The organism is Pareuzebyella sediminis, from assembly GCF_008367235.1.
Taxonomy (GTDB): Bacteria; Bacteroidota; Bacteroidia; order Flavobacteriales; family Flavobacteriaceae; genus Pareuzebyella; species Pareuzebyella sediminis.
This window is the reverse complement of record NZ_VTZS01000006.1, coordinates 1-14,755: the sequence shown is the minus strand read 5'-3', so window position 1 is coordinate 14,755 and position 14,755 is coordinate 1. Positions and strand designations below refer to the sequence as shown.

Below are 14,755 nucleotides of genomic sequence, written 5' to 3'. Positions count from 1 at the left end.
TTTTTATACGACTAGGTATCAAAAACGATACCATGGTCATTTTCTTTTCATCACTTTTAAAACGGCCTTCTCAATAGCTTTATTGTTAAGTCCGTATTTCTCCATAAGGTCGGCCGGGGTGCCACTTTCACCAAAAGTATCTTGGGTAGCCACGAATTCTTGCGGCGCGGGGTAGTGTACTGCAAGGGTTCTTGCGATACTTTCGCCCAAACCACCCAAGTAATTATGCTCTTCCGCTGAAACTACACAACCTGTTTTTTTAACAGATTTTAACACAGCTTCTTCATCCAAGGGTTTGATGGTATGAATATTCAATACCTCTGCAGAGATACCTTGTTCTTCTAAACTTTCAGCCGCTTTAAGGGCTTCCCATACCAAATGGCCCGTTGCAATAATGGTCACGTCGGTTCCTTCGTTTAAAAGGAGCCCCTTGCCGATTTCAAATTTTTGGTCCACCGGGGTGAAATTAGCGACTTTGGGCCTTCCGAAACGGAGGTATACGGGCCCCACGTAATCTGCAATGGCCAAGGTGGCCGCTTTGGTCTGATTGTAATCGCAAGGATTGATCACGGTCATGCCCGGAAGCATTTTCATCATTCCGATATCTTCTAAAATCTGATGGGTGGCCCCGTCCTCGCCCAAAGTAATCCCGGCGTGGGAGGCACAAATTTTAACATTTTTACCGGAATAGGCAATAGACTGGCGGATTTGGTCATATACGCGGCCTGTAGCAAAATTGGCAAAGGTACTGGCAAATGGAATTTTACCGCCGATAGTCAGGCCAGCGGCCATACCCATCATGTTCGCCTCGGCGATACCGGTCTGAAAAAACCGGTCTGGATTTTCATCTATAAAATCCTGAATCTTTAGCGATGCCACCAAATCGGCACAGAGGGCCACGACGTTGGGGTGGCTTCTTCCCAATTCGGTCATCGCCGCTCCGTAGCCACTTCTCGTATCGTTTTTTCCTTGGTCAGTATATTTTTTCATGAACTTTATTTTTTCTTTCCGCAGGGGCGGATTTTGAAATTTAGAATGTGATTGTTTTAGATAGGCTACAATTTAATAATCACCCAATGTTTCAGGGTTTTGGGCCAAGGCCTTCTCAAGCTGTTCGTCGTTCGGTGCCTTTCCGTGCCAAGCATGGGTATGCATCATAAAATCTACGCCGTTCCCCATTTCGGTATTCATAATAATACCAACGGGTTTCCCTTTTCCGGTTCTGCTTTTGGCTTCATTGAGACCTGCAATGACTTCCTCTAGATCGTTACCGTTCTCGATTTCCAAGACATCCCAGCCAAAGGCCCTGAATTTTTCGGCGATATCTCCCATAGGCAACACTTCCGACGTGGGACCGTCGATTTGTTTCCCGTTACGGTCAACGGTAGATATTAGATTATCGATTCCGTTACCGGCGGCGTACATAATGGCCTCCCAATTTTGTCCTTCCTGTAATTCCCCATCGCCATGAAGACTGAATACCAAGTGGTCATCGCCGTTCAGCTTTTTGGCCTGTGCAGCGCCTAGGGCGACCGACATTCCTTGTCCTAGGGAACCTGAAGCGATACGAACACCAGGAAGTCCTTCATGTGTGGTCGGGTGCCCCTGAAGACGGGAATTTATCAACCTGAAGGTGCTTAATTCTTCCACGGGAAAATATCCTTTTCGCGCCAACACGCTATAGAATACGGGAGATATATGGCCGTTGGAGAGAAAGAAAAGATCTTCACCGATACCATCCATATCGAATCCTTCCTTCAAATCCATGATTTCATTATACAATGCGACCATAAATTCGGTGCACCCTAAGGACCCCCCGGGGTGGCCTGAATTTACCTTGTGAACCATTCTTAGAATATCCCTTCGTGTTTGCGTTACGATATCTTGTAATTCGTCTAATTTTGCCATCTGTAAATGTCTGTTATTGAAGGCCCCAAATGTAATCTCAATCTTTTGGGAATACAAGTGGGGGAGAGATTATTTTTGAGATGGTTTTCTTTTCTAACACAAAAAACCTAACGCCTTGTATTTGATACATTTTCGCAGGTACCGGTGTCCGTCAATCCTTTAGGATCGGAAACGTATCAAGGGGGAAAAGGATAAACTTTATTTTTTCCTTAGGTTTTTTATGCGGGGCAGTTGACTATATTTGCGGGCAAATTCCTGGTTTGCAATTTATCCTACATCACACCGATTCCAAAAGCAAGGCGCGTGCCGGCACGATGACCACAGACCATGGGGCTATTCAAACCCCTATTTTTATGCCCGTAGGTACCGTGGCTTCCGTTAAAAGTGTGCACCAGAGGGAAATAAAGGACGATATTGATGCGGATATAATTTTAGGAAATACCTACCATCTTTTTCTCAGGCCAAAAATAGATATTTTGAAGCAGGCCGGGGGACTTCACAAATTTATGGGCTGGAACCGGAATATTCTGACCGACAGTGGGGGCTACCAAGTATATTCTCTTTCACAAAATCGAAAAATTAAAGAGGAAGGGGTCAAGTTCAAATCGCATATAGACGGTTCTACACATCTGTTTACCCCGGAACGTGTTATGGAAATACAGCGCGTTATCGGAGCCGATATCATTATGGCCTTTGACGAATGTACCCCATACCCTTGTGAGTACAAGTACGCACAACGTTCGATGCATATGACCCACCGCTGGTTAGATCGCTGTATCGCGCATTTAAATAAAACTCCCTATCAATATGATTATGCGCAAACATTTTTCCCGATAGTGCAGGGGTCGACGTATGTCGATCTGCGCAAACAATCCGCAGAGTATATTGCTGAAGTTGGGGCGGAAGGCAATGCTATTGGAGGGCTTTCCGTCGGAGAGCCGGCCGAAGAGATGTATGCCATGACCGAGGTGGTCTGTAACATACTTCCTGAAGATAAACCACGATACCTTATGGGCGTAGGTACCCCCATCAATATTCTGGAAAATATTGCCCTAGGTATTGATATGTTCGATTGTGTGATGCCGACTAGAAATGCACGTAATGGCATGTTGTTCACGGCCCATGGCACGATTAACATTAAAAATAAAAAGTGGGAGAACGATTTTTCGGAAATTGACGAAATGGGCATTACCTTCGTTGATAAGGAATACTCAAAAGCCTATTTACGCCATTTGTTCGTGGCCAATGAATACCTGGGCAAACAAATAGCGACGATACATAACCTTGGCTTTTACCTATGGTTGGTCCGTGAGGCCAGAAAACATATTTTAGAAGGTGATTTTACACCTTGGAAAAACCAAATGGTAAAGCAAATGGATAAACGACTATAAGTGCTAAAAATTCTGGATTGGTACATATTAAAGCGGTATCTCGTCACTTTCGCAGTGATGATACTGCTGTTTATACCTATTGGGATCATGGCTCATTTGGCCGAGCAGATTGGCAAGATGCAGGCCAATGAGGCACCCTTGGACGAGATTTTGGTCTATTTTGGTAACTTCACCATTTATATAGGAAGCCTGCTCTTCCCGATTTTTCTCTTTTTGTCCATTATTTTCTTTACCTCGAAGCTTGCGAGCAATACTGAAATTGTCGCCATTCTAAGTTCGGGAGTATCGTACTCGCGTTTTCTAAGACCCTATCTCATAGGAGCTTCGATTATCGCCGTCATAATGTTCATCATGGGGATGTTTATCGTGCCTTCGGCAAGTAAGGGATTTAATGAGTTTAAGTTTAAATATTTAAAAAAGGGGAAGCAAGATCGGGTAACCAATAACATATTTACCCAGCTTAATAAAAATGATTTTATCTACGTAAGTAGTTTTGATCCCGCAAGACAGATAGGTTATAATTTTACGTTTGAACATTTTAATGATGACGATCAATTGGAATATAAGATTTCAGCGGCGAACATTAGATGGGTAGAAAAAGATAGCCTATACCGTTTGACCTCGTACCAAAAGCGAAAATTGTTAAAAGATACGGCCCTTTTAGAAACCAAACGAAGGCTTGATACCTTGTTCACTTTTGAAATTGGCGACCTTACACCGGTATCTTATGTGGCGGAAACGAAAGATATTTTTGAACTTAATCGCTTTATCAAAGACCAGCGACAAAAAGGGGCCTCGAACATCAATGCGTATGTATTGGTCAAATATAGAAGATGGGCATTGCCCATTACCGCATTTATACTTACCATTATAGCCGTAGCGGTTTCGTCGGTAAAAAGAAGGGGCGGTATGGGCGTAAATCTGGCTTTCGGTATCATCGTCGCCTTTATTTTCGTATTCTTTGATAAGGTCTTCGGAACTTTGGCCGAACAATCAGGTTTTTCACCCTTACTAGCTGTTCTTCTTCCGAATCTCATTTTTGGAGTGGCGGCCATCATTTTGTTGCAGAAGGCCAAGCGATAGCCTTTGAAATATCAAACATATGGGCGCTAAGCTAAAGAACTACCTCCACTTACATGTTATCATATTTATTTGGGGTTTTACGGCGGTTTTAGGCAAACTTATTACCGTCGATGCGCTTCCTTTGGTGTGGTATCGCATGTTGTTCGCTACTTTATTGATCGTACTTTTTGTTGGGCTTAAAGGATATTCGATGAAAGTGTCGGGCAAAATGATGCTCAATTTAATAGCTGCGGGTATCGTAATCGCCCTTCATTGGGTCACCTTTTTTGGTGCTATTAAGGCGGCCAACGTGTCCGTAGCCCTGGCGACCATGTCAACGGGTGCTTTATTTACTGCGATAATCGAACCTTTTTGGTATCGTAGAAAAATGATAGGGTACGAGATTTTATTCGGTAGTGTCGTCGTGGTGGGGCTGTATATGATGTTCAGGGTCGATACAAAATATGTGGAGGGCATAATGTTGGCCCTGACTTCGGCATTTTTGTCGGCATTATTTTCACTGATCAACGGTAAGCTGATTTTAAAAGAAAGGCCTTCGATAATTTCGTTCTATGAATTGTTGAGTGGGGTCGTCTTTCTTTCAATATACCTCGCTTTTCGCGGAAATTGGCAAATGAGCTATTTTCAGCTATCGTGGAATGATTTTCTCTATATTTTCATTTTGGCGTCGGTATGTACGGCATATGCCTTTATTGCCTCGGTGCACATTTTGAAATACATAAGCCCGTATACCGTAATGTTGACTATTAATCTAGAACCGGTGTATGGTATTTTATTGGCATTCTTACTACTAGGGGACAGTGAAAGAATGGGCCCCATATTTTATGTGGGAGGGATAATTATTTTAACCACGGTCGTGGCCAACGGCATCTTAAAAAATAGGAGAAGGTTCAAAAAATCGGCCTCTAGCTAAGCTTAAAGTTTTATATTTGCCCATCGAACCAAATGCAATGAACGAATGGAATATCTCGATTTTGAACTCCCAATAAAAGAACTTGAAGAGCAACTCGACAAGTGCATGGTCATCGGTGAGGAGAGCGATGTCGACGTTACCGAGACCTGTAAACAAATAGAAAAAAAATTGACAGAAACCCGAAAGGAAATTTATAAAAACCTTTCGGCATGGCAACGCGTGCAACTGTCAAGGCACCCTAATAGACCCTATACCTTAGACTATATCAATGCGATTTGTGGCGATACTTTTCTTGAACTTCACGGCGATCGTAATGTCAAGGATGATAAGGCCATGATTGGAGGATTGGGCAAGATCGGTGACCAGAGTTATATGTTCATCGGTCAACAAAAGGGATATAATACCAAAACGCGGCAATATCGAAATTTTGGTATGGCGAACCCAGAAGGGTATAGAAAAGCCCTACGTCTTATGAAATCCGCCGAAAAATTCGGACTGCCCGTTGTTTGTCTCATAGATACGCCAGGGGCCCACCCGGGCATAGAAGCTGAAGAGCGGGGCCAAGGTGAGGCCATTGCACGGAATATCTTAGAAATGACACGGCTCAAAGTACCGATTATTGTGGTTATTATCGGAGAAGGGGCTTCCGGAGGTGCATTGGGCATAGGCGTGGGCGACCGCGTACTCATGCTTGAAAATACTTGGTATTCGGTGATCTCGCCAGAATCTTGTTCTTCGATACTATGGCGTAGCTGGGAATACAAGGAGCAGGCAGCAGAAGCACTAAAGTTGACAGCAACCGATATGAAAAAGCTCAAGCTGATCGATGAAATTGTACGCGAGCCTATTGGTGGCGCCCATGCGAACCGAGAAAAGGCTTTTGATATCGTTAAAAACAAAATTTCTACCCAATTTAAGGAACTTGAAAAGTTATCCCCAAAAGAATTGGTTCAACAACGTATGGAGAAGTACGCTCAAATGGGCGTATTTAATGGCTAACACTTGTTTTTAGTAAGCTGACAAAAATCCAGAGCATACTTCCCCCCGGATTTTTTTAGTTATCAACACAAAATCGTAACTTATAAACAGGTGATTGTTGATCACCTGTGAATTTAAATATCAGATTAACTAGAGGTTAATTGCATATTTTCGCACTGATGGAAAAGACAAACCCAATTATTGGCCGCAAAGTAGACAAGTCTACCCTAATAAGCTTGGAGCGAGGTAAAATACCTCCTCAATCGGTTGATTTAGAAGAGGTTGTGTTAGGGGCGATGATGATTGATAAAAAGGGTGTCGATGAGGTAATAGATATTTTACATCCTGATGTATTTTATAAAGATGCCCATCGGTACATCTACGAATCCATTTTCAAATTGTTCGAATCTTCCGAACCGATCGATTTATTAACCGTTTCTTCGCAATTAAAGAAAGACGGGCGTTTAGAATCTATCGGAGGGGATTTTTATTTGATAAAATTGACTCAAAAAGTAGCCTCCTCGGCCCATATTGAGTTTCATGCGCGTATAATTTTACAGAAGTACATTCAACGAAGTCTTATAAAGATATCCAACGAGATCATAGAAGAGGCGTATGACGACGGCACCGATGTGTTCGATCTACTCGACAATGCCGAGGCCAAATTATACGATGTTACACAGGGCAATTTAAAACGTTCAGCGGAAACGGCTCAAAATTTGGTCATACAGGCCAAAAAAAGGATCGAGGAAATAGCGAATAAAGAAGGTCTGAGCGGTATACCTTCAGGTTTTGATAAGCTCGATAAACTCACCTCGGGTTGGCAGCCAAGTGACTTGGTCATCGTAGCGGCCCGGCCTGGTATGGGTAAGACGGCCCTTACGTTGTCGATGGCTCGAAATATTGCGGTTAATTCTGAGATTCCGGTGGCATTCTTCTCACTTGAAATGTCTTCGGTACAGTTGATTACCCGATTGATATCTTCGGAAACCGGCCTTTCTTCGGAAAAGCTTAGAACAGGCCGATTGGAAAAGCATGAATGGGAACAGTTGAATGTCAAGGTTAAGGCTTTGGAAAAAGCGCCTCTGTTTATTGACGACACGCCCTCACTCTCCATTTTTGATCTTAGGGCGAAAGCAAGGCGATTGGCTTCCCAACACGGTATTAAACTTATCGTTATAGATTATCTGCAATTGATGACGGCGGGGGGGAGTCAAAAAGGAGGAAATAGGGAACAGGAAATATCGACAATTTCTAGGAATCTCAAGGCATTGGCCAAGGAATTGAATGTTCCGGTAATTGCCTTATCCCAATTATCACGAGCGGTAGAGACCAGAGGGGGAAGTAAGCGGCCCATCCTTTCCGATTTACGGGAGTCGGGTGCCATTGAACAAGATGCGGATATAGTATCCTTTATTTACAGGCCCGAATATTACAAGATCGACGAGTGGGATGACGAAGAGCGTACGCCTACCCAAGGTCAAGCGGAGTTTATTGTGGCCAAGCACCGAAATGGCGGATTGGATAACATTCGCTTGAAGTTTATCGGTCAGTTAGGTAAGTTCGATAATTTAGATGATTTTGATTCTCCCTTCGAATTCCAGTCTAAAATGAACGATAACGAAGACAACCCTTTCATTACCAAAAACCTGCCCGATGCTAACCAAGCCTTTGGTAGTACCATGAATAATGAACCTGGGGATGACGATGATAGCGATGTTCCGTTCTGAGAACCGCCTTTCTTGCTTTTTAGGTACGTGTCAAGCTGTTATTGGCACACTTCAAATGTTTTCTTGACTTCTCCACGTAAACCTATCTCTTTAGAAAGGTTTAACATCACCTGAAATAAGAGGTAGTGATTTTCGTTTATATTTGAAGGTAAACCTCGTACATATACGGATGCAATGGTTAGGTACACGATAATTTTTATTCTTTTTCTTTTTGCGATAGCTGAATGCAGTGCTTCCGCCATTCTCATTCCAATGGATGCGGAGGGGCAGCAAAATCACCTGAAAGCATATGGAATTACGTATTGGGTGCTTAATAAGCAACAAAAAGTACAGTGGTTGTTGAATTATAGGGGCGGTTCTTTTTTATTGCCCGATGGAGATGCTTTACGCAAGGAATGTCAGATTAGAGGGGTCTCTTTCGAAATACTCTCCGATGGCCAGGCACAATCCATTCTTGAAGCCATTAGTAGCCCTTCCCAAAACCAAGAGGCCGTTATCTTGGAAAAAGCACCGAAAATAGCGGTATACTCTCCCAAAGGAAACCAACCTTGGGACGATGCGGTCACCATGGTGTTGACCTATGCGGAAATACCTTATAGTACCGTATATGACGAAGAAGTCTTAGGTGATAAGCTGGCGCTATACGACTGGTTGCATTTGCACCATGAAGATTTTACGGGGCAGTACGGTAAATTTTATGGGGCGTATCGAACGGCTCCATGGTACATTGCCCAGAAACAGGAAGCGGAGGCCCTGGCTTCAAAATTGGGGTTTACTAAAGTCTCGCTCGAGAAGGCGGCGGTGGCGGAAAAAATAAGGGAATACGTGATTGGAGGCGGATTTATGTTCGCTATGTGTTCGGCAACAGATAGTTTTGATATTGCCTTATCAGCGGCAGGGGTAGATATATGTGAACCTATGTTCGATGGCGACCCTTCCGAGGCCAACTATCAGAGCAAACTCGATTTTAACCGCACCTTTGCCTTCACAAACTTTACGTTGGAGCGCAGTCCCCTAAAATATGAGTTTTCATCCATTGATATGACCAGTAAGCGTAACGACGTACCGAAGGAGTCGGATTATTTTTCGTTAATGGATTTCTCGGCCAAGTGGGATCCCGTGCCCACCATGCTTTGTCAGAACCATACGGCCTTGGTCAAAGGCTTTATGGGGCAGACCACGGCTTTTGCCCGTGATGAAGTAAAGCCTACGGTAATGGTATTGGGGGAGAATAAAATTAATGGCGAAGCTCGTTACATTCATGGTATCGAGGGAAAAGGCTTTTTTACGTTTTATGGCGGGCACGACCCCGAGGATTATCAGCACAGGGTAGGGGACCCTAAAACGGAATTGGAACTACATCCCAATTCTCCTGGATATCGGCTGATTTTAAACAACGTGCTCTTTCCTGCGGCCCGTAAGAAAAAGCAGAAAACCTAATCACCAATTCTGATTTCTTAATTTAGGGTATTCTATTATTAGGGGTTTCCTATGGGGTCACTTCAATCCTTGGCACGATATACATATAAAGGCTACGTAGGGAGTTTACTCAAAAAATAAGAGTGTACGGAATCGGGGGTTATTCGTTCAAGAGCCTTTCCAAAATACGCTCGACCCCAAAGTCATCGTTACTTGACGTGCTGTATTTGGCAGCTTCCACTACATTCGGATGTGCATTTTCCATCGCAAAACTAAAATCGGACAAAGCAAGCATTTCAAGATCGTTGTTATAATCCCCAAAGACCATAGTGTCTGCAGGTTGGATACCGTAGCGTTGCTGAACCTTCCGAAGGGCATACCCCTTGTTGGCATCCGGACTTGAAATATCGACCCAATTTTCACCGGAAACCTTCACTTTAAGAGGGCCTTCGAGATGTGCTACTTCTGGATAGATATATTTCTCAGAACTCTCAAAGTGATAGATGGCAATTTTCAATATTTCACCGGTATATTCCTTTAAATCGTCCAACAGCTCGTATTCCGTATAGTACTCTCGTAATTTGGCCTCGAATTCCTTGGAATTACTGCGTATATAGGCATTGTGCTTTCCGCAGAGTACAGGAAATATATCCGGTACAGATTCCAATAGGTTTAAAACGTGGTCTTTTGCTTTGTTTTCCAAGGGAGTGGCCAGTAACTCCTTTCCTTTTTCCATAACAAAGCCTCCGTTTTCAGCAATGACTATGATATCGTTCTTTATGGAATCTAGCTTGTCGATGATACTATTGTATTGCCTACCACTAGCGGCCACGAACATAATATTGCGCTCCCTGAGCTTTTCGTAGAGTGCAAAAAACTTGTCACTTACCTCGTGTTTCGAATTCAGAAGTGTGCCGTCCATATCGGTAACGACCATTTTAATTTTGGATAAATCCATGGTGTCTTTTTGAAAACGGCAAAGATATTTGTTATCCATGGAATATGGCTTAGTTTTATGAAGTTTTACGATTTGTTCACAAAGTGAAGACTATGAAATGGTACCAGCATGAAATGACATTAAAGCCTTATCCTAGGGGTTTTCATCTCATTACGCGAAAGATTGTCGCCTCAGTGCCCGAATTGAAGGAAATTCAGACCGGAATACTTCAGGTTTTTATCAAACATACCTCTGCCAGTTTGACGATTAACGAGAATGCCGATCCCACGGTCAGGGAAGACTTTGAAAGCCATTTGAACGAATTGGTCCCCGAAGATGCTCCGTATTATATACATACCTATGAAGGGCCTGATGATATGCCGGCACACATTAAAGCTTCGTTAATGGGGGCATCCGTTCAAATACCGATTACCGATGGCCAACTTAATCTGGGTATTTGGCAAGGCATATATCTTTGTGAGCATCGTAACAATGCTTCTGGACGACGACTGGTAATAACGGTTTTTGGAACATAAAAAAATCCGGCTCATTAAGGAGCCGGATTTTTAAAGTGAGATAGTTTTGAACTTATTTTACCTTGTCTACAATGGCCTTGAAAGCCTCAGGATGGTTCATGGCCAAATCGGCAAGAACTTTTCTGTTCAATTCGATGCCACTGGCTTTGACCTTCCCCATAAACTGTGAGTACGACATACCGTGCAAACGGGCTCCCGCATTAATACGGGTAATCCAAAGTGCCCGGAAGGTTCTTTTTTTGTTTCTTCGATCGCGGTAAGCATATAACATTGCTTTTTCAACCGCATTTTTGGCTACCGTCCAGACATTTTTACGTCTTCCGAAGTAACCCTTGGCTTGCTTCATCACCTTTTTTCTTCTAGCTCTTGAAGCAACTGCATTTACTGATCTTGGCATAACTCTTTACATTTTTGTAGCAGGCGGTACGATTTCTTCATACACTTTTTTGAGCCCGACTCCATGGTTAATACTTAATTACCGATAAACAACTATTTCAAACACAGTTGTTCTTTGATACTGTTCTCGTCCGCTTTATGAACCAGGGTATCATGTGTTAATCGAAGCTTCCGCTTTTTAGACTTCTTTGTAAGAATGTGGCTTTTAAAAGCGTGCTTTCTCTTGATTTTGCCGGTGCCGGTCAACTTGAAACGTTTCTTGGCACTGGATTTTGTTTTTTGTTTAGGCATTTTTCCTAATGATTTAATTATCTCACTTGCTGCACTTATTTTTGTTATACCCTCGTGCGGCCTTCGGGCTCTTTATGCCAATCAAGCCCCATTAAGGGCTTGTTTTTAGCAATATTTTTATCCCTAAAAAGGGAGCGTTATTCTATTTCTTCGCCTTGGGAGCGATAAACATGGTCATTCGCTTTCCTTCCAATCTTGGTAGCTGCTCGACCTTACCGAATTCTTCCAATTCTTGGGCTAACTTTAAAAGCAATATCTCACCCTTGTCCTTATACACTATAGATCGTCCTTTAAAGAAAACATAGGCTTTTAATTTGGCCCCATCTTTCAAGAACTTTTCGGCGTGTTTCTTTTTGAATTCATAATCGTGGTCGTCCGTATTGGGACCAAATCGAATTTCTTTAACGATGACCTTGGACGCTTTGGCCTTCATGGCCTTTTCACGCTTTTTTTGCTCGTAGAGAAACTTTTTGTAATCCAATATTTTGCAAACCGGTGGATCTGCCTTAGGGGAGATTTCCACGAGATCTAATCCCATTTCCTCCGATTTGTCCAGTGCCTCCCGAATCGGATAGACACCTACTTCCACATTATCGCCTACCAAGCGTACCTTGGACGCGAGTATTTTTTCATTGATTTTGTGAGGGTTTTTGTTTTCCCTTCTAGGCTGTGGCCTAAATCTTTTTCGTATTGCTATGACTTATTCTTTTTAGTTAAACTTTAATTTTCTTTGAACGACTTTAAGGTACTACTTATTTCTTTAGATACCAAGTCCGCAAAATCTTCCAAGGTAATCGAGCCCAAATCTTCTCCTCCATGTCTACGTACCGATATACTTGCGTTTACTTCTTCATCGTCTCCCACGATGAGCATGAAAGGAATTTTGTTCATCTCGGCTTCCCGTATTTTTTTGCCGACAGTTTCGTTCCGGTTATCAATGAGGGCGCGAATTTCGTTATTTTCCAAGGATTTTAAAACTTTTTCTGCATATTTTTCATGTTTCTCACTTACCGGCAGTACGATGGCTTGCTCAGGAATTAACCAAATAGGGAAATTTCCTCCTGTATGTTCCAGTAAAAGGGCGATAAAGCGTTCCATGCTGCCAAAGGGTGCGCGGTGAATCATTATAGGTCGGTGTAGCTCATTATCGCTGCCTTTATAGGTCAGGTCGAAACGCTCGGGAAGGGTGTAATCGACCTGTATGGTCCCCAATTGCCATTGCCTTCCAAGTGCGTCCTTAACCATAAAATCCAACTTTGGGCCATAGAATGCAGCTTCTCCTTCTTCGATAGTATAGCTCAGGCCTTTTTCTTTGGCGGCAACAATAATTGCATTTTCCGCTTTTTCCCAATTGTCGATCGACCCGATATATTTTTCAGGTGTTTCGGGATCTCTCACTGAGACTTGCGCCGTGAAGTTCTCGAAACCTAGTGATTCTAATACATATAATGAGAGATCAATGACATCTTTGAATTCTTGGTCCAATTGGTCAGGGGTACAGAAAATATGGGCATCATCTTGGGTAAAACCCCGAACACGTGTAAGACCATGAAGTTCACCACTTTGTTCATAACGATATACGGTTCCGAATTCGGCGTATCGTTTGGGCAACTCGCGATAACTGAAAGGTCGGGTTTTGTATATTTCGCAATGATGCGGGCAGTTCATAGGTTTCAAAAGAAACTCCTCATCTTCCTTGGGCGTGCGAATGGGTTGAAAGCTATCGGCACCATATTTCTCATAGTGGCCCGAGGTTACGTAGAGTTCTTTCTGACCGATATGAGGGGTGACCACCATCTCGTAGCCCGCCTTTTTTTGCGCTTTTTTTAAAAATTGTTCTAGTCGTTCGCGAAGTGCAGCACCTTTGGGCAGCCATAAGGGAAGGCCTTGGCCCACCTTTTGCGAAAAAGTAAATAGTTCCAGTTCCTTTCCTAGTTTACGGTGATCTCGCTTTTTGGCTTCCTCGATCATAGTAAGGTATTCGGTAAGCTCTTTCTGTTTTGGAAATGAAATACCGTACACTCTTGTTAATTGGGGTTTGTTCTCGTCGCCTCTCCAGTAGGCCCCTGCAACGTTTAAGATTTTTATGGCTTTTACGATTCCCGTATTCGGAATATGTCCTCCTCGACAGAGATCGGTAAACGTGTCGTGGTCACAAAATGTGATTGAGCCGTCCTCAAGATTTCCGATGAGCTCTAACTTGAATTCGTTATCTTGTTTTTTATAGAAAGCAAGGGCATCTGCCTTTGAAACGGGATGCATTTTAAAGTCGTGCTTACCGCGTGCGATTTCTAAAGCCTTTTTTTCTATAGCGGGAAAGTCCTTTTCCGAAATGGTGTGGCTGCCGAAATCCACATCGTAATAAAATCCGTTTTCAATAGCAGGACCAATAGTGAGCTTGATACCAGGGTAGAGTTCTTCCAAGGCTTGGGCCACAATATGTGAACTGGAATGCCAAAATGCTTTCTTTCCTTCCGGGTCGTTCCATGTATACAGCACCAATTTTCCATCTTCCTCCAAAGGGGTCACGGTTTCTATGACGGTCTCATTGAATTTTGCTGAGATGACGTTTCTGGCCAAGCCTTCACTGATGCTTTTAGCAACATCGATAGGTGTGGTGCCTTGCTCAAATTCTTTTTGTGTTCCGTCTGGTAAAGTGATTTTGATCATACCCTTTTTTTAAAATCAAGGATGCAAAGATAACATTCAGCGTTAAGGCGTACAATATATAATGTGTAAGTTTATTTTCTATTTCGAGTGCGGAAAGGTGTGGGTAGATACGGTGTCTATATTGGGTTTGGTGAAGTATGATCTTAAAGAGGATAAAGAACATGCGATTTGGGTATACGTTTTAAGGGTTTTCTTCAGTGATCGATTTTACTTTGCTGTGAGGCTGCAATGCTGAAGAGGATATTATAATGAAGCGAGGTGAAACGGTTTGCACAAACGAATTAAATGTATTAAATTTAAGGCCCTTCAAAATTAATCGAACCTGTAAAGTGTTAATTTTTAAAGGGTTAAAAAAAGCCTTGGAAAAAATTCCAAAAAAAATCGGTCTTAGTATTTTTTATTAAAAAAACCCTCTTATATTTGCACCCGCTTTGGGAGTTTGAGAGTGATCGATGAGATGTTTTCCCTGGGCGTTTAAGGGTTTTTTTGGGCCCTTTTCAGGA

14 protein-coding genes are annotated in these 14,755 nt (G+C 42.8%); 7 read left to right on the top strand and 7 right to left on the bottom strand.

The features are described from left to right. Positions 1–36 precede the first annotated feature (36 nt). Complete coding sequence (locus F2B13_RS17975) at positions 37–990, bottom strand: transketolase family protein (RefSeq protein ID WP_149275356.1); 954 nt, start codon at positions 988–990, stop codon at positions 37–39. 72 nt (positions 991–1,062) lie between these two features. Next, positions 1,063–1,908 (bottom strand): transketolase, encoded by an 846-nt coding sequence (locus tag F2B13_RS17970; RefSeq protein ID WP_149275357.1) that lies wholly within the window; start codon positions 1,906–1,908, stop codon positions 1,063–1,065. Between the two features lie 260 nt (positions 1,909–2,168). Here F2B13_RS17970 and tgt point away from each other — a divergent pair, with 260 nt between their 5' ends. The 6 genes from tgt (at position 2,169) to F2B13_RS17940 (ending at position 9,443) form a co-directional block, all read left to right on the top strand. Continuing rightward, complete coding sequence (tgt, locus tag F2B13_RS17965) at positions 2,169–3,299, top strand: tRNA guanosine(34) transglycosylase Tgt (protein WP_149275358.1); 1,131 nt, start codon at positions 2,169–2,171, stop codon at positions 3,297–3,299. Beyond that, positions 3,300–4,382 (top strand): LptF/LptG family permease, encoded by a 1,083-nt coding sequence (locus tag F2B13_RS17960; RefSeq protein ID WP_149275359.1) that lies wholly within the window; start codon positions 3,300–3,302, stop codon positions 4,380–4,382. It abuts the gene before it with no gap. A gap of 19 nt (positions 4,383–4,401) precedes the next feature. Next, the gene (locus tag F2B13_RS17955; RefSeq protein WP_149275360.1) at positions 4,402–5,295 is read left to right on the top strand and encodes a DMT family transporter; all 894 of its coding nucleotides are present in this window, start codon (positions 4,402–4,404) and stop codon (positions 5,293–5,295) included. A gap of 45 nt (positions 5,296–5,340) precedes the next feature. After that, positions 5,341–6,294 carry an acetyl-CoA carboxylase carboxyltransferase subunit alpha gene (locus F2B13_RS17950; RefSeq protein WP_149304794.1) on the top strand — a complete coding sequence of 318 codons (954 nt, stop codon included), beginning with the start codon at positions 5,341–5,343 and terminating at the stop codon, positions 6,292–6,294. A gap of 158 nt (positions 6,295–6,452) precedes the next feature. After that, a complete protein-coding gene (gene dnaB, locus F2B13_RS17945; protein WP_149275362.1) occupies positions 6,453–8,003 on the top strand; it encodes a replicative DNA helicase in 1,551 nt (516 codons plus the stop codon). A gap of 174 nt (positions 8,004–8,177) precedes the next feature. Further along, positions 8,178–9,443: an asparagine synthetase B gene (locus tag F2B13_RS17940; protein WP_149275363.1), complete on the top strand. Its 1,266-nt coding sequence runs from the start codon at positions 8,178–8,180 to the stop codon at positions 9,441–9,443. Positions 9,444–9,582: 139 nt separating this feature from the next. On the opposite strand, the gene F2B13_RS17935 is transcribed toward F2B13_RS17940, so the two are convergent. After that, the gene (locus F2B13_RS17935; protein WP_149275364.1) at positions 9,583–10,380 is read right to left on the bottom strand and encodes an HAD family hydrolase; all 798 of its coding nucleotides are present in this window, start codon (positions 10,378–10,380) and stop codon (positions 9,583–9,585) included. A 92-nt stretch (positions 10,381–10,472) separates the two neighbouring features. Between F2B13_RS17935 and F2B13_RS17930 the strand changes: the two genes are divergently transcribed. After that, on the top strand, positions 10,473–10,895 hold the full coding sequence (locus F2B13_RS17930) for a secondary thiamine-phosphate synthase enzyme YjbQ (protein WP_149275365.1): 423 nt from the start codon (positions 10,473–10,475) through the stop codon (positions 10,893–10,895). A 52-nt stretch (positions 10,896–10,947) separates the two neighbouring features. Here the strand turns inward: F2B13_RS17930 and rplT are convergent, their stop codons facing one another. From rplT to thrS, 4 genes are all read right to left on the bottom strand, one after another. Then, the gene (gene rplT, locus F2B13_RS17925) at positions 10,948–11,292 is read right to left on the bottom strand and encodes a 50S ribosomal protein L20 (RefSeq protein ID WP_149275366.1); all 345 of its coding nucleotides are present in this window, start codon (positions 11,290–11,292) and stop codon (positions 10,948–10,950) included. A gap of 92 nt (positions 11,293–11,384) precedes the next feature. Next, on the bottom strand, positions 11,385–11,582 hold the full coding sequence (rpmI, locus tag F2B13_RS17920) for a 50S ribosomal protein L35 (RefSeq protein WP_149275367.1): 198 nt from the start codon (positions 11,580–11,582) through the stop codon (positions 11,385–11,387). 142 nt (positions 11,583–11,724) lie between these two features. Continuing rightward, positions 11,725–12,279 (bottom strand): translation initiation factor IF-3, encoded by a 555-nt coding sequence (infC, locus tag F2B13_RS17915; protein ID WP_149275368.1) that lies wholly within the window; start codon positions 12,277–12,279, stop codon positions 11,725–11,727. Positions 12,280–12,302: 23 nt separating this feature from the next. Then, the gene (thrS, locus tag F2B13_RS17910) at positions 12,303–14,252 is read right to left on the bottom strand and encodes a threonine--tRNA ligase (RefSeq protein WP_149275369.1); all 1,950 of its coding nucleotides are present in this window, start codon (positions 14,250–14,252) and stop codon (positions 12,303–12,305) included. Positions 14,253–14,755: the final 503 nt, after the last annotated feature.